The organism is Bacillus sp. LJBV19 (genome assembly GCF_017797845.1).
Lineage (GTDB): Bacteria > Bacillota > Bacilli > Bacillales > Bacillaceae > Bacillus > Bacillus velezensis.
Genome location: NZ_CP072563.1, coordinates 1,578,544 through 1,604,254, shown reverse-complemented (window position 1 = coordinate 1,604,254; position 25,711 = coordinate 1,578,544). Strand labels below are relative to the sequence as shown.

Annotated in this window: 25 protein-coding genes and 1 riboswitch; of the genes, 1 reads left to right on the top strand and 24 read right to left on the bottom strand. The window is 48.7% G+C overall.

Annotated features, from left to right (window positions below):
• Nucleotides 1–66: 66 nt before the first annotated feature.
• From J6600_RS08000 to J6600_RS07925, 16 genes are all read right to left on the bottom strand, one after another.
• Entirely contained in the window at nucleotides 67–711 is a 645-nt protein-coding gene (locus J6600_RS08000; RefSeq protein WP_209388225.1) for a thiamine diphosphokinase, read from the bottom strand.
• Between the two features lie 68 nt (nucleotides 712–779).
• Nucleotides 780–1,430 carry a ribulose-phosphate 3-epimerase gene (rpe, locus tag J6600_RS07995; RefSeq protein ID WP_014417749.1) on the bottom strand — a complete coding sequence of 217 codons (651 nt, stop codon included), beginning with the start codon at nucleotides 1,428–1,430 and terminating at the stop codon, nucleotides 780–782.
• A 1-nt stretch (nucleotide 1,431) separates the two neighbouring features.
• Nucleotides 1,432–2,322 carry a ribosome small subunit-dependent GTPase A gene (rsgA, locus tag J6600_RS07990; protein WP_014417748.1) on the bottom strand — a complete coding sequence of 297 codons (891 nt, stop codon included), beginning with the start codon at nucleotides 2,320–2,322 and terminating at the stop codon, nucleotides 1,432–1,434.
• 14 nt (nucleotides 2,323–2,336) lie between these two features.
• Nucleotides 2,337–4,280: a Stk1 family PASTA domain-containing Ser/Thr kinase gene (gene pknB / locus J6600_RS07985; RefSeq protein ID WP_209388224.1), complete on the bottom strand. Its 1,944-nt coding sequence runs from the start codon at nucleotides 4,278–4,280 to the stop codon at nucleotides 2,337–2,339.
• Entirely contained in the window at nucleotides 4,274–5,035 is a 762-nt protein-coding gene (locus J6600_RS07980) for a Stp1/IreP family PP2C-type Ser/Thr phosphatase (RefSeq protein WP_209388223.1), read from the bottom strand. The genes pknB and J6600_RS07980 overlap by 7 nt, the downstream gene beginning before the upstream one ends.
• Nucleotides 5,036–5,040: 5 nt before the next feature.
• Nucleotides 5,041–6,132 (bottom strand): dual-specificity RNA methyltransferase RlmN, encoded by a 1,092-nt coding sequence (rlmN, locus tag J6600_RS07975; protein WP_014417746.1) that lies wholly within the window; start codon nucleotides 6,130–6,132, stop codon nucleotides 5,041–5,043.
• Nucleotides 6,133–6,135: 3 nt separating this feature from the next.
• Nucleotides 6,136–7,479 (bottom strand): 16S rRNA (cytosine(967)-C(5))-methyltransferase RsmB, encoded by a 1,344-nt coding sequence (gene rsmB / locus J6600_RS07970; RefSeq protein ID WP_209388222.1) that lies wholly within the window; start codon nucleotides 7,477–7,479, stop codon nucleotides 6,136–6,138.
• Nucleotides 7,466–8,419 carry a methionyl-tRNA formyltransferase gene (fmt, locus tag J6600_RS07965; protein WP_209388221.1) on the bottom strand — a complete coding sequence of 318 codons (954 nt, stop codon included), beginning with the start codon at nucleotides 8,417–8,419 and terminating at the stop codon, nucleotides 7,466–7,468. The genes rsmB and fmt overlap by 14 nt, the downstream gene beginning before the upstream one ends.
• A gap of 4 nt (nucleotides 8,420–8,423) precedes the next feature.
• Nucleotides 8,424–8,906, bottom strand: a complete 483-nt coding sequence (gene def / locus J6600_RS07960) for a peptide deformylase (RefSeq protein ID WP_095271945.1) — start codon at nucleotides 8,904–8,906, stop codon at nucleotides 8,424–8,426.
• A gap of 24 nt (nucleotides 8,907–8,930) precedes the next feature.
• Nucleotides 8,931–11,342, bottom strand: a complete 2,412-nt coding sequence (priA, locus tag J6600_RS07955) for a primosomal protein N' (RefSeq protein ID WP_209388220.1) — start codon at nucleotides 11,340–11,342, stop codon at nucleotides 8,931–8,933.
• Nucleotides 11,339–12,559: a bifunctional phosphopantothenoylcysteine decarboxylase/phosphopantothenate--cysteine ligase CoaBC gene (gene coaBC / locus J6600_RS07950; RefSeq protein ID WP_209388219.1), complete on the bottom strand. Its 1,221-nt coding sequence runs from the start codon at nucleotides 12,557–12,559 to the stop codon at nucleotides 11,339–11,341. The genes priA and coaBC overlap by 4 nt, the downstream gene beginning before the upstream one ends.
• 90 nt (nucleotides 12,560–12,649) lie before the next feature.
• Nucleotides 12,650–12,853 carry a DNA-directed RNA polymerase subunit omega gene (rpoZ, locus tag J6600_RS07945; RefSeq protein ID WP_003154346.1) on the bottom strand — a complete coding sequence of 68 codons (204 nt, stop codon included), beginning with the start codon at nucleotides 12,851–12,853 and terminating at the stop codon, nucleotides 12,650–12,652.
• A gap of 3 nt (nucleotides 12,854–12,856) precedes the next feature.
• Nucleotides 12,857–13,471, bottom strand: coding sequence for a guanylate kinase (gmk, locus tag J6600_RS07940; protein ID WP_003154347.1), 615 nt, complete (start codon nucleotides 13,469–13,471; stop codon nucleotides 12,857–12,859).
• Nucleotides 13,472–13,478: 7 nt separating this feature from the next.
• Nucleotides 13,479–13,748 carry an extracellular matrix/biofilm regulator RemA gene (gene remA / locus J6600_RS07935; protein WP_003154355.1) on the bottom strand — a complete coding sequence of 90 codons (270 nt, stop codon included), beginning with the start codon at nucleotides 13,746–13,748 and terminating at the stop codon, nucleotides 13,479–13,481.
• A 76-nt stretch (nucleotides 13,749–13,824) separates the two neighbouring features.
• Entirely contained in the window at nucleotides 13,825–14,700 is an 876-nt protein-coding gene (locus J6600_RS07930; RefSeq protein ID WP_209388218.1) for a YicC/YloC family endoribonuclease, read from the bottom strand.
• 81 nt (nucleotides 14,701–14,781) lie between these two features.
• Nucleotides 14,782–17,454 carry a calcium-translocating P-type ATPase, SERCA-type gene (locus J6600_RS07925; protein WP_061862180.1) on the bottom strand — a complete coding sequence of 891 codons (2,673 nt, stop codon included), beginning with the start codon at nucleotides 17,452–17,454 and terminating at the stop codon, nucleotides 14,782–14,784.
• 119 nt (nucleotides 17,455–17,573) lie between these two features.
• Here J6600_RS07925 and J6600_RS07920 point away from each other — a divergent pair, with 119 nt between their 5' ends.
• Nucleotides 17,574–19,280 (top strand): Rqc2 family fibronectin-binding protein, encoded by a 1,707-nt coding sequence (locus J6600_RS07920; protein ID WP_095272133.1) that lies wholly within the window; start codon nucleotides 17,574–17,576, stop codon nucleotides 19,278–19,280.
• Nucleotides 19,281–19,361: 81 nt separating this feature from the next.
• On the opposite strand, the gene J6600_RS07915 is transcribed toward J6600_RS07920, so the two are convergent.
• From J6600_RS07915 to J6600_RS07880, 8 genes are all read right to left on the bottom strand, one after another.
• Nucleotides 19,362–19,610: a hypothetical protein gene (locus tag J6600_RS07915; protein ID WP_209388217.1), complete on the bottom strand. Its 249-nt coding sequence runs from the start codon at nucleotides 19,608–19,610 to the stop codon at nucleotides 19,362–19,364.
• Between the two features lie 93 nt (nucleotides 19,611–19,703).
• The gene (locus J6600_RS07910) at nucleotides 19,704–20,192 is read right to left on the bottom strand and encodes a precorrin-2 dehydrogenase/sirohydrochlorin ferrochelatase family protein (RefSeq protein WP_015239834.1); all 489 of its coding nucleotides are present in this window, start codon (nucleotides 20,190–20,192) and stop codon (nucleotides 19,704–19,706) included.
• Nucleotides 20,173–20,958, bottom strand: coding sequence for a sirohydrochlorin chelatase (locus J6600_RS07905; protein WP_014417735.1), 786 nt, complete (start codon nucleotides 20,956–20,958; stop codon nucleotides 20,173–20,175). The genes J6600_RS07910 and J6600_RS07905 overlap by 20 nt, the downstream gene beginning before the upstream one ends.
• The gene (cobA, locus tag J6600_RS07900) at nucleotides 20,959–21,732 is read right to left on the bottom strand and encodes a uroporphyrinogen-III C-methyltransferase (RefSeq protein WP_007409740.1); all 774 of its coding nucleotides are present in this window, start codon (nucleotides 21,730–21,732) and stop codon (nucleotides 20,959–20,961) included.
• 124 nt (nucleotides 21,733–21,856) lie between these two features.
• On the bottom strand, nucleotides 21,857–22,450 hold the full coding sequence (gene cysC / locus J6600_RS07895) for an adenylyl-sulfate kinase (protein ID WP_029973489.1): 594 nt from the start codon (nucleotides 22,448–22,450) through the stop codon (nucleotides 21,857–21,859).
• 13 nt (nucleotides 22,451–22,463) lie between these two features.
• Nucleotides 22,464–23,612, bottom strand: coding sequence for a sulfate adenylyltransferase (gene sat / locus J6600_RS07890; protein ID WP_209388216.1), 1,149 nt, complete (start codon nucleotides 23,610–23,612; stop codon nucleotides 22,464–22,466).
• 48 nt (nucleotides 23,613–23,660) lie between these two features.
• Complete coding sequence (locus J6600_RS07885) at nucleotides 23,661–24,725, bottom strand: sulfate permease (RefSeq protein ID WP_012117522.1); 1,065 nt, start codon at nucleotides 24,723–24,725, stop codon at nucleotides 23,661–23,663.
• A gap of 12 nt (nucleotides 24,726–24,737) precedes the next feature.
• Entirely contained in the window at nucleotides 24,738–25,439 is a 702-nt protein-coding gene (locus J6600_RS07880) for a phosphoadenylyl-sulfate reductase (protein WP_003154369.1), read from the bottom strand.
• A 126-nt stretch (nucleotides 25,440–25,565) separates the two neighbouring features.
• Nucleotides 25,566–25,670: riboswitch (SAM riboswitch) on the bottom strand.
• Nucleotides 25,671–25,711 lie beyond the last annotated feature (41 nt).

The window sequence follows — 25,711 nt, the reverse complement described above, 5'->3', positions numbered from 1 at the left end:
CCGTATCCGCTGCGTTCATCACTTTAGGATTCATGGTTTTTTCCGCATATGGCAGAAGCCGCTTTTCTAATCCGCGCTCCTTACCATTATTAATATGCCTTTTGCAAACGAAAAAGTACCTCGTGAATGAATGAGTTCGTTACTAATACATAGTGTTGAACCCAGAGGAATATGACAATTTTCAAGGGGATATTTAAAACCGTCGAGTGTCAGGCCGTCTGCCGCTTCCGTAAACGGAATGAAAGAAATATAGCGTCTGCGCGCTTTTTCTTCAATTGTATAACGGCCGGATCCGAACATCTGAATGTCATTCTGCCGGTCGATCAGCACGACATCGGTATTCTTATGTAAGGCTTTATACAGCAGCTGGATGTTCCCTAAAAAGTGATCGGCTCTTCCGCCCGTCACACCGAACATCCGAATGGTTTCCGGTTCTTTTTGTAAAGCCCAGTCAAGGGCGAGTTCAAGATCGGTATAATCTTTTTCCGCCTGATACACATGGAGGGCCGGCGCCGCTTTTTGAATCTGCATGAGCTCCTCTTCCGTAATGCTGTCAAAATCACCGAAAGCTTCCTGCGGAATGATTCCGGCTACCAAAAGAGAAACCGTCCCTTTATCGACTCCGACCCACGTCGTATCTCCGTCTGTGTATTCGGATAGATCGGGAATAAGTTCCCGCGGGCCGCCCGCAACGATATTGATTGTCTTCATATGTTTTCCTCTCTCTTAGACGCGAAAAGAGCCGGCGGCTTTCACCGGGCTCTTTTTCAGCATGTTTATTACGCGTTTCGGATGTCAGCGATGGCTTTTTTCCGATCCGGCTGATTATATACGGCAGACCCGGCAACAAGCAGATTGGCGCCCGCTTCAGCGCATAAAGGGGCTGTTTCTTTATTAACGCCTCCGTCCACCTCGATTAAAAGCTCAGACAGGCCTTTCTCCTCAGCCAGCTGTTTGACCTGACGGATTTTCGGCAGAACCGAATGAATGAAGCGCTGGCCGCCAAAACCGGGGTTAACCGTCATTAACAGCACAAGGTCAAGCTCCTCGATCACATGTTCAATCATTTGGACGGGCGTATGCGGATTGAGCACAACTCCCGCTTTTACCCCCTGCTCTTTTATCAATTGAATGGTCCGGTGAAGATGCGGACACGCTTCAGCATGAACGGAAAGGATGTCCGCACCGGCTTTTGCGAATGCCGGGATGTAGCGGTCCGGGTTTTCAATCATAAGATGGACATCCAGCGGCAGATCAGTCACCGGACGGACGGCTTCAACGATAAGCGGCCCGATTGTAATGTTAGGGACGAAATGGCCATCCATGACATCAATATGGATATAGTCCGCCCCTCCTTTTTCCACGTCTTTAATTTCCTCGCCCAGTGAAGCAAAATCGGCGGAAAGAATTGATGGCGCAACCTTAATCATATTAATACCTCGGCTTTCTCTCTTTTATTTCCTGCATAAATTCTTTGTAATGTTCATAGCGGTACGGCTGAATCTCTCCTTCTTCCACCGCTTGCTTTACCGCGCATTTCGGCTCCTTAAGATGCAGACAGCCTCTGAATTTGCAAGAGGCGCTTATTTCTCTGATCTCAGGGAACGTGCTGCCCAGCTCATCTTCCTCAATGCCGGTAAATTCAAGCGAACTGAACCCCGGAGTATCCGCAACCAGACCGCCTGATGTATGAATGAGCTCCACATGACGCGTCGTATGTTTTCCGCGTCCCAAATGCGCGGAAATCTCGTTTGTTTTCAGCTCAAGCTCCGGGCTGATCGCATTTAAAAGCGAAGATTTTCCGACTCCGGACTGACCGGCAAACACCGTCGTTTTGTTCTCGAAGTGTTTCACAATGCCTGTTAAACCGCTGTTTTCTTTTGATGACGTCACATATACGTCATAACCGATCCCCTGATAGTCTTTCACGTAAGAAAGTATCGCCTCTTTCGATTCCCCGTCTGCAGCTAAGTCCATTTTGGTTATGCAGATGATCGGGTGAATGCCGTTGGCTTCCACAAGGACGAGAAAACGGTCCAATAAAGACGTGCTGAACGCCGGCTGAACGGCAGAAAAGACGAGAACGGCCTGATCGACATTTGAAATCGGCGGCCTGATCAGCTCGTTTGTTCGTTCTTTGATTTCCAGCAGGTAGCCTTCTTTATCATTTTCAGCCTGATAAACGGCATAATCGCCGACCAGAGGCGTTATTTTATTTTTTCTGAAAATGCCCCGGCCCCTGCATTGAATGATCTTGTCCTGTGATTCATCCAAGACATAATAGAATCCGCTTAACGCTTTTATAATTTTGCCCTCAGGCATAGGGTCCCTCCTTGTCAGTCATTATCTTTCGGGTATTCAATCGTTTTGTAGCTGACGACTTTATGATCGACCATCACTTGATAATACCCCTTCTGTCCCTGATCAATCTTCAGTTCAATTGTTTTTTCAGTCGGCTCTTTTATTTTAAACGAGTCATACGTATCAGAGATGCTGTGATCCTTATCATCGATGGCGATTTGCACTTCAAGCTCGTCCCCTTCATGTTCGGGTTCGTAAGGGATGCTGATTTTTTCTTTTACCGTTTTCGCCGGTTTTTCTTCAGGTCCGAGCGAGAACGTCACTTCAACATTACTTCCCGGCTTAACCGCAGTGCCGGCTGCCGGCTCTTGCTTCATGACTTGTCCTTTTGGCACGTCATCTGAATGGGCTTGTTTTTCAACAAGCTGCAGGCTGTTATCTTCAAGATACCCTGAAGCCGCTTCTTTGCTGTAAGTCTTTAAGTCCCTCAGCGTAACGTCCGCCGGGCCGAGGCTGACCGTTAGATTGACTTCATCGTCGCTTGCGACCATGTCGGTGCCGGCTGACGGGTCCTGATCAATTACGGTGCCGGCCTCGCTGTCATCGTTCTCTTCTTTGACATTGACATGTTTGAAGCCTTTTTCCTTCAGCGCTTTTTTTGCGTCGCCGATCTGCCGCCCTTTCACGTCGATCAGCTGGGTTTTCGGTTTTCCGATGCTTTTGTACAGTTTTACAGAAGAGCCTTCTTTAACGGTAGACCCCGCTTTTGGGTCCGTTTTGACCATTAATTCCTCTTCTATTTTGTCATCTTCAATGTCCGTTATATCAGGATCCGCCCGGAGCCCGTTCTTTTCAAGCAGGGCTTCCGCTTTTTCGTACTTCATGCCCCGTACGTCGGGGACGCTTACATCTTTAGGCATAAACAAAGACGGGAACACGGTGACCGCAAGAACAGCCGCCATAATGAAAATGAAACAGACGGCCAGCAAAACCCACGGCCATTTCCGTTTTTTCTTTTTGGCGGGCTGCTGTTCCTTATCGTCCGTCTCCCCCGGCGTTTCCGCCTGAGGCGCGGCTTTTGCGCCGTCAGTAATAACGGGAATGGCTTTTGTCATTTCCTCATCATCCTGAACGGAAAATTTTTGTTCATTCAGCCTGCCGGCGTCAAAAGCCGTTCTGATGTCCGCTTCCATGTCCTCGGCGCTTTCATAGCGGTGAAACGGGTCTTTGGCGGTTGCCTTTAAAATAATGTTTTCGACGCTCTGCGGAATGGAAGGGTTCCACTTTCTGGCGGAAGGCGTTTCTGTTTGCAGATGCTTTAGCGCTATGCTGACGGCTGATTCTCCGTCAAAAGGAATTTTACCTGTTAAAAGCTCAAACAGCACGATGCCGAGCGCGTAAATATCTGATTTTTTCGTTGCCAGACCGCCTCTCGCCTGCTCCGGAGACAAATAATGAACCGAGCCCAGCACAGAATTCGTATGTGTGATTGTCGTAGACGTAAGCGCTGTGGCGATGCCGAAATCCGTCACCTTGATATGCCCTAAATGATCTATCAATATATTGTGCGGTTTAATATCCCGGTGCACGATATGGTTTTGATGGGCATGGGCGATGGCCGAGACGATCTGCTCCATAACGGACAGCGCTTCTTTCGGATGAAGCGGCCCGTGTGCGGTTATGTATTCCTTTAATGTCATGCCTTCCACATATTCCATGACAATGTAATAAATATCGCCTTCCTCCCCGATATCGTAAATACTGACGATATTCGGATGATCGAGGCTTGATGCCGACTGTGCTTCTCTTCTGAAACGCCTGATAAAATCAATGTCATTCACAAAGTCAAACCGCAGAATTTTAATTGCGACTTCACGTTCGAGAATGATGTCCTCAGCTAAAAAAACGTTTGCCATTCCGCCGCCGCCAATGGGCCGGAGGATATGATAACGCCCGCTGATCCGCTTGCCGGTTAGCACTTGTCTTCACCCTCTTTTGCATCTGCGGAAAACTCAATCAACACAGCCGTGATGTTATCTTCGCCGCCGTTTTGATTCGCTTTGCTGATGAGAAGGTCTACTTTTTCCTGAGGATCAGATTCGGCTTGAAGCATTTGTTTGATCTCGTGATCTTCTATTTTATTTGACAATCCGTCAGAGCATAAAAGCAGCTGATCGCCGTCAGACAGTTCAAAAGAACGGGCGTCGGGACTGATGGTTTCATCTGTCCCCAGCGCTCTCGTCAATACATTTTTCCGCGGATGGTGCTCGGCGTCCTCTTTCGAAATTTCCCCCGTCTTGACCAGCTCATTCACAAGCGAATGGTCTTCAGTCAGCTGAGTGAATTCCCCATCTTGAAGCAGGTAGCACCGGCTGTCTCCGATATGAGCCACAGTGACAAACCTCCCCGTGAATAAGGCGCAAACAACGGTGGTGCCCATTCCCCGGCATTCTTCATTCGCTTTAGCGTGGTCATGTACTTTGACATTCGCCTCATGAATCCGGTCTTTCAGCCAATCCTCGCAAGCAGACGGCAGAGAAGGAACCGTTTCGGTCCGGTTCCACTGCTCTTCCATCGCCGCAACCGCCATCCTGCTCGCTACATCTCCGGCAAGATGACCGCCCATGCCGTCGGCGACAACCGCAAGCACCGCGTCTTCTTTTGTGAAAATGCCCGCCGCATCTTCATTATGCCGGCGGACTTTACCTGTATCTGTTTTCAAGGCTGTAATCAACCTCTTCACCTCGTCTCGTCTTGACGCTCCTTCGCGCGAAGCTGACCGCAGGCCGCGTCAATGTCATGGCCTTGCTCTCTTCTGATCGTGACATTTACACCGCGGGATTTTAACGTTTTTTCGAATGCGAAAATCTGATCTCTCGGTGTGCGGACGTAATCCCGTTCAGGCACATAGTTTACCGGAATTAAATTGACATGGCATTTCACGTCTTTTAACAGTTCTGCAAGCTCTTCTGCATGTTCGACCTGATCATTTACGCCGCCGAACAGCCCGTATTCAAAGCTGATCCGTCTGCCTGTTTTCTCGATGTAATATTTGACGGCCTCCATAAGGTCAGGAAGCTTATAGGCTTTGTTAATCGGCATCAGACGGCTTCTGATTTCCGTATTCGGAGCATGCAGAGAAATCGCGAAATTGATCTGCATTTTTTGATCGGCGAAATCGTAAATCTTCGGAATGATTCCGCTGGTGGAAACTGTGATGTGACGCGCTCCGATGTTCAGCCCTTTATCGTGGTTAATGATTTTCAAGAAAGCGAGCATTTCGTTAAAGTTATCAAAAGGTTCACCGATTCCCATGATCACGACTGAGCTGACGCGTTCATCCGTTTCATCAAGCGCCTTTTGCACTTTCACGACTTGAGCGACGATTTCTCCCGCTTCAAGATTCCGTTTCAGACCGCCGAGCGTTGACGCGCAAAATGTGCAGCCGATCCGGCAGCCGACCTGTGTCGTTACACATACAGAATTACCATACTCGTGTCTCATTAAAACCGTTTCGATCGTATAACCGTCATGAAGCTCAAATAAAAATTTCATCGTGCCGTCTTGAGATGTCTGTTTTACAGCCGTTTTCAGCGTTGTCAGCACAAAATGGCTCTCGAGTTTTTCACGCAGGCTTTTTGAGAGGTTTGTCATTTCATCAAATGAAGAAACCCGCTTTTCATAGAGCCATTCAAAAATCTGTGCCGCGCGGAACGGCTTTTCGCCATTCTCGGTCAGCCATTGTTTGATTTCATCTAATTCAAAAGAGTAAATGGACGGCTGCTCAGTCCGCAGCTCTTTCCGTACGCTTGTCTTTTTTAATTGTGTCATTTTTTATCCCTTCTTTCTCATGCTGCTAATAAAGAAACCGTCTGTTCCGAAATAATGCGGAAGAATTTGAAGGCTTCCATCCTGAACAAAGGGTCTCGCCTTTTCAGGCAGCCGCTTTTCAAGAGACAAATCGGGTTCAAACTCAGGGTGTTCTTGTATAAACGCATGCATAACTTCTTCATTTTCTGTCCGGTCCATTGTACACGTACTGTATACGAGTGTGCCACCTTTTTTTACTAATGGGGCGATTTCCCTTAAAATGCCGAGCTGGATTTCTGACAGCCGTCTGCTGTCCTCCGGCGTCTTCGTATATTTCATATCGGGTTTTCTTCTGATGACGCCGAAACCTGAGCAAGGGGCATCAACGAGAATACGGTCAAACCGTTCTGCGCCAAAGGCCTCTCCCGCTTTCCGCGCATCCATCGTTTGTGCGTCGATGATCGTAAGTCCGAGCCGTTCTGCGCCCTCTTTAATCAGCTTCACTTTATGGCGGTGAAGATCAAGCGATGTGAGGCTCCCCTCGTTCTCCATCAGTTCCGCAATGTGAGCCGACTTTCCGCCCGGTGCGGCGCATGCGTCTAAAACGGTTTCGCCCGGCTTCGGGTCCAGCGCCCGCGCGACAAGCATTGAGCTTTCATCCTGTATGGATACCCGGCCGTTTTGGAAAAATGCCGTGTTCGCGATGCTTCCTTTTAAAAGCTTAATCGCATCAGGAGAAAGGTCTCCGGCTTCTGCTTCCAGACCGGCATTCTTCATCTCATTCAGCACCGTTTCCCTGTCGCTCTTTATGTGATTGACACGGAGCGTCTGCTTCGGCGGAATGAGATGAATCCGGCAGATCTTTTCAGCCGCCTCAAAGCCGTACGCCTCGACCCACTCTTTTACGAGCCATTCGGGATGGCTTGTCTCTGTAGAAAGACGGAGAACCGGGTCTTCAATTTCAGCGAATGACGGCGCCCCCTCACGCTGCAGGGAGCGGAGGATGCCGTTGACAAAGGACGCAATGCCCTTATGCCCGCGTTTTTTGGCGATTTCAACCGCTTCATGGATGGCGGCGCGATCCGGAATTTTTTCTAAATACTCCATTTGATACGCGGACAGACGAAGCAGCTGAATCACCCACGGCTTCACCTTATTCGGCTTGCGGATAAAAGGCTTCAGCATATAGTCTAAGGCGATTTTATTTTGCAGCGTTCCGTAGACAAGCTCTGTCAGCAGCCCTCTGTCCTGATCGCTGAGCGTGTTCGTTTTGATAACCGATGTAAGAAGCAGGTTGCTGTATGCCTGATTTTGCTCAAGCTTCTCAAGCGCTTCAAGGGCGAGCTCCCGGACATTAATTTTCTTCATTTGCTTCTCCTAACACGTCACCGGGCTGCACATTTTTGCCTCTTACAAAATCTTCGCCCTTCATCCGTTTTTTTCCCGCCGGCTGCAGCTCAGTGATTAAAAGGGCTGTGCTGTTTCCTGATGCGACGACAATGCCGTTTTGCTCCGTGCGGATGACTGTTCCGGGCGCAGCTTCAGTTTTTGCCGCAACTTTTTCAGAAGCCCATACTTTAATATTTTGACCGTTCAAAGTTGTATAGGCGACAGGCCAAGGGTTTAAACCTCTGATCTGGTTGTAAATCTCTTCTCCGGGCTTTGCCCAATCAATCCGCTCCTGATCACGCTTAATGTTAGGCGCGTAAGTCGCTTTTGATTCGTCCTGTTTGATCGGTTTAATATTTCCGGAAATGACGTTCGGAACGGTCTCTGACAAAAGCTTTGCCCCCGCTATGCTTAATTTGTCGTGAAGCGTGCCGACGTTATCCGCTTCATCAATTTCCACTTCGATTTTAGAAATCATATCGCCCGCATCAAGCTTTTCAACCATATACATGATCGTCACGCCCGTTTTCTTCTTGCCTTGGAGAATCGAATAATGTATCGGCGCTCCGCCTCTTAATTCAGGCAATAGCGACGCGTGTACGTTGATACAGCCGTATTTCGGGCCGTCCAGCAGCTGCTTGGGCAGGATCTGTCCGAATGCCGCCGTAACAATCAGGTCCGGCTTCAGGCTGAGCACTTTTTCTATTTCTTCTTCGAGCCTTACTTTTTCGGGCTGAAGTACGGGAATGCCGTGACGTTCAGCTTCAGCCTTTACAGGAGGGGGCGTCATGATTTTTTTTCTGCCTTTCGGGCGGTCAGGCTGCGTAACGACACCAACCACTTCATACCCGTCTTCAATAAGCGTGCGCAGGACGGGAACTGAAAAGTCGGGCGTTCCCATAAAAACGATCCTTGTCATCCAATCATCCTTCCATTTCTGCCAGTTCTTCTTCAGTGTAGTAAGCCGTAATTTTTGATGTGAATAAAATGCCGTCTAAATGATCCATTTCATGCTGAACGGCTCTGGCCAAAAAACCCTCCGCTTCTAAAATAAACGGTTTTCCTTTACGGTCGTGGGCTTTTACCTTTACGTAATCCGGGCGGGTGACATCGCCGTAAACCCCGGGAAAGCTTAAGCAGCCCTCGACTCCGGTCTGTTCACCGCTCTTTTCAAGAATAACCGGATTTATAAGGTCGATCCGGCCGCTTTCTTCACCGATGTCCACGACGGCCGCTCTTTTTAAAATGCCGATTTGCGGCGCGGCGAGGCCGACGCCATCCATTTCGAGCATCGTATCGTACATATCGTCAAGCAGTTTTTTTAATTTTTTATCAAACACTGTCACTTCATCGGCAGGTGTTTCCAGAACCTCCGCCGGGTGTGTGACGATTTTTTTCACAGCCAAAATTTTGCCCTCCAAAAACTAATGTTACATCAGCATGTACGGATTCATATCGATTGAAATCATTACATGCTTTTGCGCAATGTCGCGTTTATAGTGCTCCAGTATCTTTTTCAACTGAATCTGCAACTCGTTTTCCTGTCTGTATTTTATCACGCATTGATAGCGATATCTATCTTTGATCCTGGCGATCGGGGAAGCCGCCGGCCCGAGAATTTTCGTGTCAGGCCCGCATCCCGCTCTTAAATAGTTTGTAATCTTTTCTGCGGTGACCGCGGCTTTTGCCGCCTCTTCATGAGAAACAGTCACCAGCGCCACGTAATAATAAGGCGGGTATGACTGGGCCCTTCTGTGCGCCATTTCCTGCTGAAAAAAAGTTTCATAGTCGTGCGTTTTCGTCAGCTGAATGCTGTAATGAGACGGTGTATACGTTTGAATGACCACCGTTCCCGGCTTTTCATGCCGCCCGGCCCGTCCGCTTACCTGCGTCAGCAGCTGGAATGTCTTCTCCGCAGCCCTGAAATCAGGGATGTGAAGCGTCGTATCTGCGCTTAATACTCCGACGAGCGTCACGTTCGGAAAATCAAGCCCTTTTGCGATCATTTGCGTACCGAGCAGGATATCCGCCTTCCCTTCACCGAACGCTGACAACAGTTTTTCATGGGCGCCTTTTCTTGAAGTGGTGTCCACATCCATCCTGATCACGCGCGCCTGAGGCAGCACTTTGGTAAGCTCCTCCTCCACACGCTGCGTGCCCGTGCCGAAAAAGCGGATATGTTCGCTGCCGCATTCCGGGCATGTTCCCGGGACAGGTTCCTCATGGCCGCAGTAATGGCATTTCAGCCTTTGTCCGTAGCGGTGATAAGTCATTGAAATGTCGCAATGCGGACATTGCGGCACATAACCGCAGTCCCGGCACATCACAAACGAGGAATACCCCCGTTTATTCAGGAAAAGGACAGCCTGCTCTTTTTTTGCAAGCTTCTCTTCCAGCTGTTCCATCAGCTCTCTTGAAAACATTGATCTGTTGCCGTTTCTCAGTTCTTCTCTCATATCAACGAGAGAAACGTCAGGCATGAGCTGGCGATTTACGCGATGTTTTAACGGTAGCAGCTCATAAACGCCTTTTTTCGCCCGCGCAAATGATTCCAATGTCGGGGTGGCGCTCCCGAGGACGACCGGACAGCTGTGATGCTCGGCCCGGCGGATGGCTACGTCCTTTGCATGATACCGCGGCATTTCCTCCTGCTTATAGGAAGATTCGTGTTCTTCATCAATAATGATCATGCCGAGATTTTCAAACGGGGCAAAGATGGCCGATCTGGCTCCGACGACAAGCCGGACTTCCTTGCGCTGAATCTTCCGCCATTCATCGTATTTTTCACCTGTGGATAATCCGCTGTGCATGACCGCAACCTGTGAGCCGAAGCGGCCTTTAAAACGGTTGACCATTTGCGGTGTCAACGAGATTTCCGGAACGAGCACGATGGCTTCTTGTCCTTTTGCCAGCACTTTTTCAATGGATTGCAGGTAAATTTCCGTTTTGCCGCTTCCCGTGACGCCGTGAAGCAGAAAGACGTGATGCACATGGTCGGCTACAGCTTGTTTAATCGGCTCAAAAGCGGCCCGCTGCTCTTCTGTAAGAGAGAGCGGCTCTGTTTTTTTGAACATTCTGTCCTGATAAGGATCGCGGTAAACCTCCTCAAAGCTTTCCGTAAGAAGCCCCTTTTTAAGAAGCGTTTTCAATGTCGCTGAACTGGAATCGGTCTTTTTGCAAAGCTCGGCCGCGGAAATCTTTGCTCCCCCGCCGATAAAATAAGTAAGCACGGCGAGCTGTTTAGAAGCCTGTTTTGTCAATGAACCTGCGTGCCGGGCGAGTTCTTCTTTGTCTGCCCCCGCTTCGATCATGCGGATCATTTTTTTATTCGTTTTTTGGGCGACTTTATATGTGACATCAATGCTTCCTTTGCGCACGAATTTCTGAAGTGACGAAAGAATGCTTTCATCGGTAATATCCGAGTACAGAAGACTTTTTTGATCCCTGAAAAGCTGTTTGATGTCCGGTGTCAGCGCTTCTTCGTCAACGACTTTCAGCTCTTTCTCGTACTTCGCCTTCAGTGCGGCGGGCAGCATTGCCTGAAGCGCCGTAATTTTAAACGACAGCGTTTTGTCAGAAAGCCATGAAGACAGCTGCATCAGTTCCTCAGTCAGAACGGGCGTCAAATCAAGAAGCTTCTCGACTTCCTTCATTGAGCCGCCGTTTAATTCAGACGAATCTTTCAAACCGGTCACAAATCCTTGAAGCTTGCGCGGGCCAAACGGGACAATCACCCGCATGCCGACTTCGATCATCCCTTTTAAATGATCGGGAATTTTGTAATCAAAGGGTCTGTCAATGTTTTTGGAGCTGACATCGACAATGACTTCTGCTACATTCATACCGGTTTTCGGTCCTCGGCTTTCAAAGCGGTCATTTCCTTCAGCATTTCAAAGGAAACGTCAAGTTTAGACATAAGCGCAAGCTCCCGTTTTCTTCCGTCCCGGAAATAGAAGGTGACGACATTCGTATCCGTGCCAAATCCGGCTCCTTCCGCTTTCACATCATTTGCAACGATCATATCAAGGTTTTTCTGTTCGAGTTTTCTGCGCGCATAGCGTTCGACGTCTTGCGTTTCAGCCGCAAATCCGACCAGCAGCTGGTGTGTTTTCCGTTCGCCGAGTTCTTTCAGTATGTCTGCCGTACGGTTGAATTCGATCACGAGCGAACCGTCTTTCTTCTTCATTTTGTGATCAGAAACAGCCGCCGGCGTAAAATCGGCCACGGCCGCCGTCTTAATCACCATGTCGCATGAATCAAACAAAGAAAGCACGGCTTCTCTCATATCGGCTGCCGATTGCACAGGAAGAAACTGATACAGCCCGACTGGCGGCTCTATTGACACCGGGCCGGAAATCAGCGTCACCCGCGCCCCGAGACGGACGGCGGCTTCAGCAGCGGCGTAGCCCATTTTGCCGGTGGATTTATTTGTGAAGAAGCGGACAGGGTCCACGGCTTCGCGCGTCGGACCGGCCGTAATGACAATATGTTTTCCTTTCAGCGGCGCATCGTCTTCAGGCTCCTTAAAATGCTCTCTGACACGCTCAACAATAAGCTCCGGCTCCTCCAGCCTTCCTTTGCCGACATATCCGCATGCCAAATAGCCTTCACTCGGCTCGATAAAGCGGACCCCGTCCTGATAAAGCACAGAAATGTTCCGTTTCACCGCCGGATGATCATACATATGGACATTCATCGCAGGCGCCACCCAGACCGGGGCCTCAGCCGCCAGCACCGTCGTTGTGAGCATATCGTCAGCAATTCCGTTGGCAAGCTTGCCGATGATATTTGCCGTAGCGGGCGCGACAATAATTAAATCCGCCCAGTCAGCGGCATCAATATGAGAAATCACCTTCGGATTTTGTTCATTAAATGTATCTGTATACACTTCATTCCGGCTCAGCGCCTGAAATGTCAGCGGAGAAACAAACTCACGCGCGGACTCAGTCATAATCACTTTGACGTTTGCGCCGGCCTGAACCAGCTTGCTCGTGAGTGCGGAAGCTTTATAAACGGCAATTCCTCCGCTTACGCATAGCAGAATGTTTCGGTTTTTCATGAAGTCTTCTCCCCTTTATGAAAGCATTGGACAAATCCCAAACGGAAAAAAATAACAACCTATGTAGAGATAGGTTGCTACGTGTGCTTGTTATTCGCTGTCTTCTCTTTCAAACGAAAGCAGGCCCGCGTCAATTTCTTCTAAAGCTTTGCCTACATATTTGTGAGAAATGGTATGTTCAATCTGCTGGTCTTTTTTGATCTGCATTTCACGCGCGCGTCTTGCAGACACGGTCACCAGCGTATATTTAGAATCTAATTTATTCATTAAAGAGTCAATTGACGGATCTAACATAAGTTATTCTACCTCCAGCATTTTCTTATATCTCGGAGCGACGCGTTCACGTTTTAAGTGCTCGGCGAGAACGATTGCGTTAATCTTATCGCAAGCCGTTTGGATATCGTCGTTTTCAACGACATAATCATACGCGTCCATCATTTCGATTTCAGCTTTTGCGGCATTCATTCTGTTTTCGATTAAATCGTCGGTTTCAGTCCCTCTTGTCACGATTCTGTTTTTCAGTTCAGAAAGACTCGGCGGCGCTAAGAAGATAAACAGGCCTTCCGGAAATGCATTCCGCACTTGGAGCGCGCCCTGCACTTCAATCTCTAAGAAGACGTCTTTTCCTTCTTGAAGCGTCTGTTCGACATAATCAACGGGCGTTCCGTAATAGTTGCCGACATATTCCGCCCACTCAAGCAGTTTGTTGTTTTCAATCATGCGTTCGAATTCATCTCTAGATTTAAAGAAATAATCGACGCCGTCGACCTCGCCCTCTCTCGGGTTTCTCGTCGTGACTGAAATTGAGTATTCAAATTTTGTGTCCTGTTGTGAAAATATTGCTTGCCGAACCGTTCCTTTTCCAACTCCGGAGGGACCTGAGAGAACGATTAATAACCCTCTTTCTTTCATGCGGCAATTACCCCTGCCCTTCATCCATAATTTCTTCTTTCACAGAAAGTCTGTGTGCAACTGTCTCAGGCTGGACGGCAGATAAGATAATGTGATCACTATCCATGACGACAACTGCACGGGTTCTTCGTCCGTATGTAGCGTCTATTAGCATTCCGCGGTCTCTTGCATCCTGGATCATTCGCTTTATTGGCGCAGACTCCGGGCTGACAATCGAAATCATCCGATTGGCGGAGATGATATTGCCAAATCCGATATTAATCAGTTTAATCGTCATCTTCTACGTTCCCCCTGTAAAATAGACGTCTCTAGTGTAACCTGAAGAGACCGTCTGTAAACAATACGCACAGTCGCTATTCTATATTTTGCACTTGTTCCTTCAATTTTTCAATAGAACTTTTCATTTCAACGACAAGCTTTGTGATTTGATGATCATTGGCTTTTGAGCCGATCGTGTTCGCTTCCCGGTTAAGCTCCTGAACAAGGAAATCAAGTTTGCGGCCGACTGCCCCGCCTTCTTTTAATATATCACGGAATTGAACAAAATGGCTCTTCAATCTGGTAATTTCTTCCGTAATATCAGAACGGTCGGCGAAAATGGCGCATTCCGTAATCAGCCTGCTTTCGTCGAGTGCGTCCTCCGTCCATTCCTTCATTCGGGCGTAAAGACGCTCGCGGTATTGAATAACAACGGCCGAAGCGCGCTCTTTCACCTGTTCGGACAGCGTCTCAAGCCGCTCAATGTGCCGAAAGCAGTCTTCCGCCAAAAGCCGTCCTTCTTTTTCCCTCATGTCACAAAGTTCCTTTACAGCCAGCTCAGCGGCTTCCCTGATGACTTCTTCAAGCTTGTCATCACGCATCTGTTCTTCGTGTATCTGCGCAATATGTTCAAATTTAAAGAAATCCATTGCATCGGGTTCTGCGGCCAGGCTGTAGCGCTCTTTCATGACGCGTGCGGCGCTCACATATTCATCAAGGAGCTCCCAATCGATGTTCAGGCTTCTTTTTATGAGCGCGTCACTGTTTACAGTGAGAAACAGCTCTACTCTTCCGCGCTGTATATGCTGCAATATCGTTTGTTTCAGCTTATCCTCTACATATAGCAAAGGCCGTGGCAGGCGGGCGTTCACTTCTTTGAACCGGTAATTGACGGATTTCAATTCAACGGTTGCCGAGAGATCGCCTTTTGTGCTGCTTGCGCTGCCGAAGCCTGTCATACTCCGTATCATATGAAACACCCAATTCTTTCCCGTTATCAAAATAAAAGGGCAATAGACATGCTATTACCCCTAAGATTATATCATATGGAATTATTTTTTTCTTGTCAAAAGTGAACCCGCCAGCAAAAAAGTAGGTATGCCCGACATACCGATAATCAGCATCCAATCGCCCGGCGTAATCGGCACTGTTTTGAAAATCGGCTGCAGCGGCGGATAATAGATGACGATGACCATCAGGAAGATAGAAGAAATGATGGCGCCGAGCAGATAGATATTTTCAAACGGATTCCGGGAGAAAACAGACGTTTCACTCCGGCAGTCAAACACGTGTATAAGCTGAGCCAGGACAAGAGTCGCGAATGCAACGGTCTGTGCGTAGGGCAGATTTTCAGGATTGCGGTGATAGACGATGATAAACGCTAAAATGGTTGCGGCTCCGATTAAAAACCCTCTTGATACGACTTTCCAGCCCAGTTTTCTCGCAAACACTCCTTCTTTCGGATGCCGCGGCTTCCGCCTCATCAGATCTCCTTCCGGCTGATCCATACCGAGGGCCATCGCCGGCAGCCCGTCAGTGACTAAGTTCACCCACAGTATCTGAATCGGAACGAGCGGCAGCGGCAGAGCGAGAAGCATCGCAAACAGCATCACTAAAATTTCACCGACGTTGGAGGCGAGCAAATACCGGACGAATTTTCTTATATTTTCATAGATATTCCGTCCCTCTTTTATGGCTGATTTAATCGTAGCAAAGTTATCATCTACCAGAATGAGAGAAGAGGCTTCCTTTGCCACATCCGTTCCCGTCACGCCCATGGCAACACCGATATCTGCCTGCTTTATGGCCGGAGCGTCATTAACCCCGTCTCCCGTCATGGCGACGACGTGTCCGTTTTCCTGGAACGCTTTGACGATTTTCAATTTATGTTCAGGCGACACGCGTGCGAAGACGTAGACATCATCGACCGTTTCGATAAGTTCTTTCTCCGTAAGCTCATTCAGCGTCTTGCCGTCCATCACACGCCCCTTTTTCGGAAGAAGACGCAAATCTTTTGCAATGGCCTTTGCCGTTTCGACGTGATCCCCTGTGATCATAACCGTTTTAATGCCGGCTTCACGGCATTCTTTAATCGCCTGTCTGACCTCCGGACGGGGCGGATCAATCATGCCTGACAAGCCGAGCATCGTCAGATTTTTTTCCGCCTGCTCCATTGTCGGCTTTTCTCCGGGCTTAAGCGGTTTATAAGCAATCGCGATCGTACGCAAAGCTTGCGACGCCAGCTCTTTCAGAACCGCTTCCGTTTCTGCTTTCTTTTCTCCTGAAAATGGCGCGCTTCTTGCGTCGTACATCAGATGTGACGAGCGGTCAATCAGCACATCGGGCGCTCCTTTAGTGATGACGAACTGCTTTTTTTCCTTATCCTCTACAATGACGGTCATCATTTTGCGGACGGAGTCAAACGGAAACTCGGCAACCACGCGGTATTGCCCGCTGAGCCAATCGTTTGAATAGCCGCCCTTTCTTGCAGCCGTCAGCAGCGCTCCTTCTGTCGGATCGCCGTCGAGTACATAATGGCCGTCTTTCAGTGCGATTTCGGATGTGTTGCACAACGCGCCGAAAACCAGCATCTGTTCAAGAATCTTCTCATCTTTCAGCTTGATTTCCCGCTCATCTCGGGTGAAAACGCCCTCCGGCTCATAGCCGATGCCTGACACTTTAAATGTTTTTCCCCCTGACCACATATGGGTGACGGTCATTTTGTTTTGTGTCAGCGTGCCGGTTTTATCAGAACAAATGACAGAGGCGCAGCCCAATGTTTCAACCGCCGGGAGCTTTCTGACAATTGATTTTTGTTTGATCATGCGCTGGACGCCGATTGATAATGCCACCGTAACAATGGCGGGAAGCCCTTCCGGAATCGCGGCGACGGCCAATGACACCCCGGCCAAAAACATGCTGTAAAGCTCATGTCCCTGTAAGACGCCGACTGCAACGACCAATACCGTTAAAAGGAGCGCGACGATAATTAAAATTTTGCCGAGCTCTTCAAGTCTTCGCTGCAGCGGTGTTGAAAGGCTTCCGGCGGATTCCAGCATATCGGCGATTTTCCCCATTGCCGTATTCATTCCTGTACCGACGACGACGCCGACACCGCTGCCGCGCGTTACGATCGTACCCATAAACGCCATATTGCTGATGTCGCCTAACGAAACATCCGGCTTTCTCAGTTTATCAGCTTGTTTAACCACCGGAATTGATTCCCCGGTCAGCGCCGATTCCTCAATTTCAAGGCTTTTCGCTTCAACGATCCGCACATCCGCGCCAATCCGGTCGCCGCTTGAAAATTTCATGATATCGCCGGGAACGAGCTCCTTGGACTGAATTTTCTTCCAGCTCCCGTCCCGCAACGCTGACACATACGGCGTTGACAGCTCTTTTAATGCGTGTAAAGACTTTTCCGCCCGCCGCTCTTGAAAAAAACCGAGAACCCCATTGACAAATACAATCGCCATAATCGCTACGGCATCTACATATTCGCCTAAAAACCCGGATATTAAGGTTGCCGCCAGCAGCACGAGCACCATAAAATCTTTAAATTGGGCGAAAAACACGGCGATCGCCGGTGTCCTCTTGCCCTCCTGAAGCTCGTTCGGTCCGTGCTTTTCAAGGCGTTTTTTCACCTCTTTTTCGGTCAACCCCTGTTTAATGGACGTATTTGTTGCTTTCAGCAAATCGGTTTGTCCCATTTCATGAAACTTCATTCTTCTCGTCCACTCCCCTGCCTCGCTTTAGAGATGTCACTCTGTAAACAAGCTTATTCTGACTCGTCCCTTTTCATGCTATAATTATCGAATGCAGGAAGAAGGAAAGGGTGTTTTATATGTCTTTTGATGGCATGTTTACATACGGAATGACACATGAATTAAACAGCCGGATTGCCGGAGGCCGGATCACGAGAGTCCATCAGCCTTTTAAGCACGATGTGATATTCCATATCCGCGCTAACGGAAAAAACCATAAATTATTATTATCGGCGCATCCGAGCTATTCACGGGTGCACATGACGAATCAGGCCTATGAAAATCCGAGCGAGCCGCCGATGTTTTGTACGCTGCTCAGAAAGCATATAGAAGGCGGATTTATTGAGAAAATAGAACAGGCCGGATTAGACCGGATTATGATATTCCGCATAAAAAGCAGAAATGAAATCGGCGACGAAACCGTCAGAATGCTGTATGTTGAAATTATGGGACGGCACAGCAATATTATTCTGACCGACGGAGAAGGAGCCATCATCGACGGGCTGAAACATTTATCTCCGTCGATGAACAGCTACCGGACCGTTCTGCCGGGCTATGATTACAAGCTTCCTCCCGCTCAGGAAAAAATTTCGCCGCTCGCCGCGGATGAAGAAGACGTTTTGCGTTATCTCAGTTTTCAGGAAGGACGTCTTGACCAGCAGATCGTCAGACATTTCTCCGGTGTTTCTCCGCTGTTTGCAAAAGAAGCCGTTCACAGAGCGGGTCTCGCTAACAAAATAACGCTGCCGAAGACGCTGATTGAAATGTTCCATGCCGTGAAAGATTGCAGGTTTACACCAAACATTACAACAGCCGGCGGAAAGGAATACTTTTATCTCCTGTCTCTCACACATGTAAACGGAGAGGAGCGCACCTTTCACTCACTGAGTGAGCTGTTGGACCGGTTTTATTTCGGCAAGGCGGAACGCGACCGCGTCAAACAGCAGGCTCAGGATCTCGAGCGGTTTGTCGCAAATGAACGGAAAAAGAACGCCAATAAGATAAAAAAGCTGGAAAAGACGCTCGACTACTCAGAAAATGCGAAGGAATTTCAGCTATACGGCGAACTGTTGACGGCGAATTTATATATGCTGAAAAAAGGTGACAAAGAAGCGGAAGTCATCAATTATTATGATGAAGAAAGTAAGACGGTGACCATCCCTTTAAATCCGAACAAAACACCGTCAGAAAACGCGCAGATGTATTTTACAAAGTATCAAAAGGCGAAGAATTCCGTCGAAGTGGTAAAAGAACAGATCCGTCTGGCCGAGGAGGAAATCGCTTATTTCGATCAGCTGATCCAGCAGCTCTCCTCCGCCTCCACAAAGGATATTCACGAAATAAGGGAAGAGCTTGTGGAAGGCAAATATCTGCGACCGAAACAGCAGCGAGGACAGAAAAAGCAGAAGCAGCACGTTCCTGTTTTGGAGCAATATGAATCTTCACGGGGATTGACGATTCTTGTCGGCAAAAACAATAAACAAAATGAGTACTTAACGACAAAAGCTGCCGCAAGGGATGATTTATGGTTCCACACGAAAGACATTCCGGGTTCCCACGTTGTGATTAAAAGCAGCGATCCGGATGAACAATCCATACTGGAGGCGGCTGCGATCGCCGCTTATTTTTCCAAGGCGAAAGATTCCGGCTCCGTTCCGGTTGATTATACAAAAATCAGACACGTGAAAAAGCCAAACGGCGCAAAGCCCGGATTTGTCACCTATGACAGCCAGCACACCGTATTTGTCACACCTGATGCCGACCTTGTCATACGGCTGAAAAAATAAACGCACCTCCAAGCTGAAACCCGCACTCAGCTTGGAGGTGTTTTTTATTACTTATAAACGGAGACGAAACTCTCCCAGCCGTCAGAACCGATCTTTACAGTATCTGATCAGTTTCCCGTCATGTCTGCCTGATCCGCCGGGGCCGTCTCTGATTAAAACGGTCACACCTGATTTGGCGGCGGATACTGTCACCTTCCCTCGCCGCACCTGAGCACATCCGGGCGGGTCTCTGACCTTTCCTTCGTATGCGGGCGGAATCCAGGCGGCATTGGGATCAGATACATATTCCGCATCACTTCGCAATCCTGACCGCTTGTCGGCATATACCATCAAACTGCCCGCTTTCGTTTTGAATTGTTCACATTCGGGGACTGTCAGGACAGTATAAAAAAACACCCTGCCTGATGACAGACAAGGTGTTTTTTATGGTCTTCTTCTTTTCTCAAATAATCGATCCACTTCTTCAGCCAAATCAGCAGTAATGAGAGGCTCTATGTCCTCAGCCAGTCTTTTCGTATGTGCCGGGCTTGCGCCGCTTGTTGATACGGATACTTGAATGCGCCCTTTGCGGATGATCTTCGGCATATACACGCTGCCCTGTTCAGCATCGCTTACACAATTGACCAGCTGCGTTTCAGAAGCGCTCGCGGCTATCTCCTGATTCACGCTGCGGTCATTTGTCGCGGCAATGATGAAAAAAGCGGGCGCGAGATCCTTCATTTCAATTTTACGGGAAACCCAGCGAATACGTCCTTCATCCGCCAGCTGTTTAATTTCAGGCAGGGCATCGGGACTGATTACAGTAATATCCGCGCCTTCCGGAAGCACCGTTTTGAGCCTTCTTAAGGCAACATTGCCTCCGCCCGCGATGATAATTCTTTTTCCGCTTAGATTAATGTGCAGAGGCAGCATACTGTCCCCCCTTAAAATCAAACTGGCCGCCGGGGTTTCGAACAGCTTCTGACACACGGTTCAAAAACGCCTGCTTAATATGCGGGTGAAAACCTAAGTATGAAGCGAGATGAACATTTTGATTGATCGTTTGAAGCTTTTGAACTTCCCGTTCAATCTCAGTCATTAAAAGCCCGGTAAACAGAAGATATGGAACGATAAAAACGGGTGCTCCGTCATCCTCTTCAAGGCCGGCAAACACTTCTTTATAGTGCGGGTCACATGCTGTTAAAAAACAAGGGATGACTTCTTTAACAGGTGTAATCGCCTCAAGTTTTCCGGCAATCTTACTGACTGCGTTTTTAACTGCCGGATCTGTGCTTCCTCTTCCGATCAGCACCACTTTCGCCTGCTCAATGGGCACTCCGGTATCTTCAATGCGATGATGCACCGCTTTTACAACTTCATCGTCCACTCCGATCGGAACACCATATGTCACTTTTATATCGGGATGCAGGGCCGCCGCACGGGCGATTTCAGCCGGAATGTCATGTTTTGCGTGGGCAGCGGTCAACAGCAGCAAAGGCACGGCCGCAATATGAGTGGCGCCTTGTCTGACACATGCTTCAAATCCCGCTTCAATAGACGGTTCCTGCAGTTCTAAAAAACAGATTTCCTGAATGGGAGCGTCAGCGTGCGGCATGCACCCTTTTAAAAACGCCGCCGACTCTGTCTGCGCTTTTTTCAGCCTGCTTCCGTGCCCGATGTATAAAATCGCCTGCTTCATTTACAACGCCTCGCTCAAATCCAGATTTTTCTGTTCAGATGCATACCAGTCCAGTTTGCAGTGATAATTGACGACATCACCGATAACAATTAAGCTCGGGTTTTTGATTTCTTCTTTTATCACTGTGTCTGAAAGCGTGCCGACGGTGCAGACGACTGTTTTTTGCCTGTCCGTCGTTCCCCAATGAATAAAGGCTGCCGGGGTGCCGGCGTCTCTGCCGTTTTCCAGCAGCATTCTTTCTATCTGCCGGATATTTTTAATTCCCATATAAATCACCAGCGTATCAATGCCCGTCGCCAGCGCTTTCCATTTTTCTTCAAAGTCGTCTTCTTGTTTATAATGCCCCGTAACGAATGCGACATTGGAGCTCGCCTCTCTGTGCGTCACGGGAATGCCGGCATAAGCAGCAGCCGCGATTCCTGATGTAATGCCGGGAACGATCTCAAACGGAATGGCGTTTTGCGCGAGAGCCTCCGCTTCTTCGCCTCCGCGGCCGAAAACAAACGGGTCGCCCCCCTTGAGCCTTACAACGGTTTTTCCTTTTTTCGCATACTTCACAAGGAAACGGTTGATCGTATCCTGTTTCATAATGTGAAAATCCGGGAGCTTGCCGCAGTAAATCAGATCCGCTTCTTCTCCGGCATACTGTAAAATCTCTTTGCTTACCAATCTGTCATATAATATAACGTCCGCTTTCTGTATGGCTTTCATTGCCTTCACCGTTAATAAGTCCGGATCTCCCGGACCGGCTCCAACGATAAATACTTTCCCCATAGCATGTCTCCCCGATCCGTTTTGAAATCTTCCCAGAACAGCCGCGAGGCCGCACTTCAGCTATTTTACCATATCCCGCCATTAGGGGGGATATCCGGCTGATTGCGCGGCCTTTTTGGACCTATTATGCTAAGCTGTTTTTCACAAAGTCAACCAGTCTTCCGGTGCATTCTTCGCGTTCACATTTGCCTGAATCAAGTACGAGCTCAGGCGCTTTCGGCTCTTCATACGGTGAGTCGATCCCCGTAAAGAACGGAATTTCACCATTTCTTGCTTTTTTATATAAACCTTTCGGATCGCGCTTTTCACATATATCGAGATCGCATTTCACGTAGATTTCATTAAATTCGCCCTCTGCCACAAGCTCTCTCACCTGATCTCTGTCCTCACGGAACGGAGAAATAAACGCCGTGATGACGATGGTTCCCTGCTGAACGAAAAGCTTCGCCACTTCCCCGATGCGGCGTATATTTTCCTTGCGGTCATCATCCGAAAAACCTAAGTCCTTGTTTAAGCCGTGGCGGATGTTATCACCATCAAGCACGATGACTTGATAGCCTTGTTCAAACAGCTCGCGCGCTGCGGCGTTTGCAATCGTGGATTTCCCTGAACCGCTTAAGCCCGTCAGCCAGAGGATAGAGCTTTTATGCTTGTTTTTCTGCTGGTATTCTTCTTTCTTTATTGAGGCTTCATGCCACACGATATCACGATTTGTCACTCTATTTTCCTCCTTAAGAAGCGCCTGCTTCTTCTTTCGTTTTCAGCCCTTTAATCAACACCTCGACAACTTCAGGACGGCTGAATTCCGCCGGCGGCATGACGCCGCTTCGCAGCATTTCTCTGACCTTTGTTCCTGACAGAATGACGTGGTCTTCTCTGTCATGCGGGCATGTTTTGGCCGTTCCCATGTTGCCGCATTTCCGGCAGAAGAAGCTGTGCTCGAATTTCATCGGTGTAATCCCGAGTTCATCCGCTGTAAATTGATCAAACAGCTCTTGCGCTTCATATGTGCCGTAGTAATCACCGACGCCGGCATGATCGCGGCCGACGATAAAATGCGTGCAGCCGTAGTTTTTGCGGACAAGCGCGTGGAAAATGGCTTCTCTCGGCCCCGCATATCGCATAGCCGCCAAAAATACGCCGAGGAAAACGCGGTCTTTCGGATAATAATGATCGAGCAGCACCTGGTAGCTTTCCATTCTGACATCCGCCGGAATGTCATCTGATTTTGTTTCACCGACGAGCGGGTTCAAAAACAGGCCGTCAACCGTCTCAAGCGCGGTTTTTTGGATATATTCGTGGGCGCGGTGAACCGGATTTCTCGTTTGGAAACCGACGATGGTTTTCCAGCCCTTTTCTTCGAAGCTTCGTCTTGTATCGGCAGGTTCAAATGTAAACTCGGGAAACTGCTTTGACGCTTTTTTAACCAATGTGATCGGCCCGCCGACATACGTATCACCGCGCGAAAATAATTTTTTCACGCCCGGATGCGCGGCATCATCGGTTTTATATACGTGAACGGCTTCTTTTTGTTTATCCGGCGTATAAATATCTTCGATGTCGACGACGCCATATGTTTCTCCGCCGTAAGTCAGTTTCACCGTGTCGCCGACGGCAAGCTCAGCCGCTTTTTCTGAATCGACCGGAAGCGTGATCGGCAGGGACCAGACAACCCCGGATGCCAGACGCATATTTTCAACGACTGACACGTAATCTTTTTCTGTGAAAAATCCTTCAATCGGGCTGTACCCCCCGATGCCGATCAGCTCTAAATCAGCGAACGAAATCAAATCAAGCTCAATTTCTTTTTGGACGGATGTAAGATCATACTGCTCATTCACCCGGTTAATTAATGTTCCTCCGTGCGGTGCTAAACTCATAATACATGATTCCTCCCAGTTAACAGATAAATAAACTCAGATTAATAGTTAAATGCCCCCGCCTTGTTCATGGACAGAGCGTTTCTCTTTTCGGATGGCTTTCATCAGACTGGCGGCTCCGCCAGCTGCCAAAAGCACGCTGGCCATCATAAAGATGGAATAGTAATCTCCTTTTAACAGCAGGGAGACAAGCAAATACGAAATCGACAGTGACAAAAACGGCGAAACGACCCATACTTTGAGCATCGTTTTCACGACTTCTTTATGAAAAACGTTCGGCCCGTTTTTGGCCATTCCGATACCGATAATTGATGATGATGTGACTTGCGCCAATGGGACCGGCAGACCGAAGACGGAACTGATAATGACAAGCCCCGCGCCGGTTCCTGAAAGCAGTATGCCTTCTCCGGCTGAAAATCTCGTAATCTTTTTCCCGTTGGTTTCAAGCACTTTACGTCCTAAAAGCAGAGCGCCGAGAGCGACAAAGATGCCTCCGTACAGCGTTCCTTTGGACACGCTGAGCACGCCCGCAGCAACCAAAGGGCCCACCGCATTTGCGACATTGTTCATTCCGGCTGAAAAAGCTTCCCAAAACCCCGCAATCAGCAGCACAATCCCCAAAATCTTCTGTTTCCGATTCGAAATGACTCGAATATTCAGAGAACTGAATACCTTCGAGACGAGAAACGTGAAACAGAACGCGACAAACGGTACAAGCACCCAAAAACTCACGATGACCAAAAGATGCTGTAAAAACAATACTTTGTATGCGACGCCGACACCGACAATCGCCCCGACAGTGACCTCACTCGTCGACAGCGGAATGCCGAGCACATTCGCCGTGAATAACGATAGCGCCGCCGATCCGATAATAATGCAGACAATGGTGAGCGTAATGGTTTGTTCGGGAATGATTCCGCCGCTGATCGTCTTAACGACTTCACCGCCGCCGATAACCGCCCCTGACAGGACTCCGGCCGCGCAGATGATCAGCGCATACGTTTTCTTTTTAACGGCGCCGGACCCGTAAGCGACTCCCATTGAAGCCGCGGCTCCGCTGGCTCCGATATTCATGGCAAAAAACAGGCAGAATAAAATAGCGGCTAATTCCATCGTGCGACTCCTTTATTCATGCAGTCCGCATTCTGTTTTCGCCATGCCGTTCCATCTGCCACTCCGCAAATCTTCCGCGGTAAATGCAGGTGAAGTGCACGGTTCACAGCCGATGCTCGGATACCCCTGATCGTGGAGGATATTGTAATCCAGCTCATGCTTGGAAGTATATCTCCAGATGTCTTTCCATGTCCAATGGATCAGCGGGCATACTTTAATCGATTGAAACTTGTCGTCTTTATTCAGGAAATTCGTATTCGCCCGGCTCGGCCCTTGATCCCGGCGAAGACCGGACAGCCATGCCGGATGCCCCGCGAGCGCTTCTCTTAACGGCAGAATTTTTCTGATGTAGCAGCACTGGTTCGGTTCTCTTTCCCACAGTTTATCTCCGTGAGCCTCGGCCTGTTCCTCAAGAGTAAGGCTTGGCTTTTTCAGGATAATGTTCAGCCCCGGGTAACGTTCTTTCACTTTTTCGATCGTTTCATATGTTTCTTTAAAGTGAAGACCCGTATCAAGAAACACGATTTCCGCGTCTTTCTTTACTTTAGAAATTAAATCGATCAGGACGATGCCTTCAATCCCGAAGCTGCACGCGTAAACAAGCTGGTCTCCGTAGTGGCCGTATGCCCATTTTAAAACGGACAGCGCGCCTTTATAGGAATCGTCTTCCGGAAATGTAATCGCCGGCTCTTCCCATGTGTCATACGTTAGCATTTTTTCTTTCCTCCTCCCGGAGACAATCAAACAGCTGTTGTTTTCTGCCGGTTGTCTTATCCCTCAATCTTTTTTCATATAAAAAACTTTCAATCCAGCGGAATGAAAGACAGTGACCCGGTATAGCCCTTATCTTCAAAATGCTGTGCATTTTTCTGGATGCGGCACCTTGCAATACACGCAGGTTGCCGGGCGTCATCGGTCCAGTCCCTCAGCCGCTCTTGATAAGCTTTTTAGATTTGTACTAAATTTTAGCACAATTCTAACAGAAG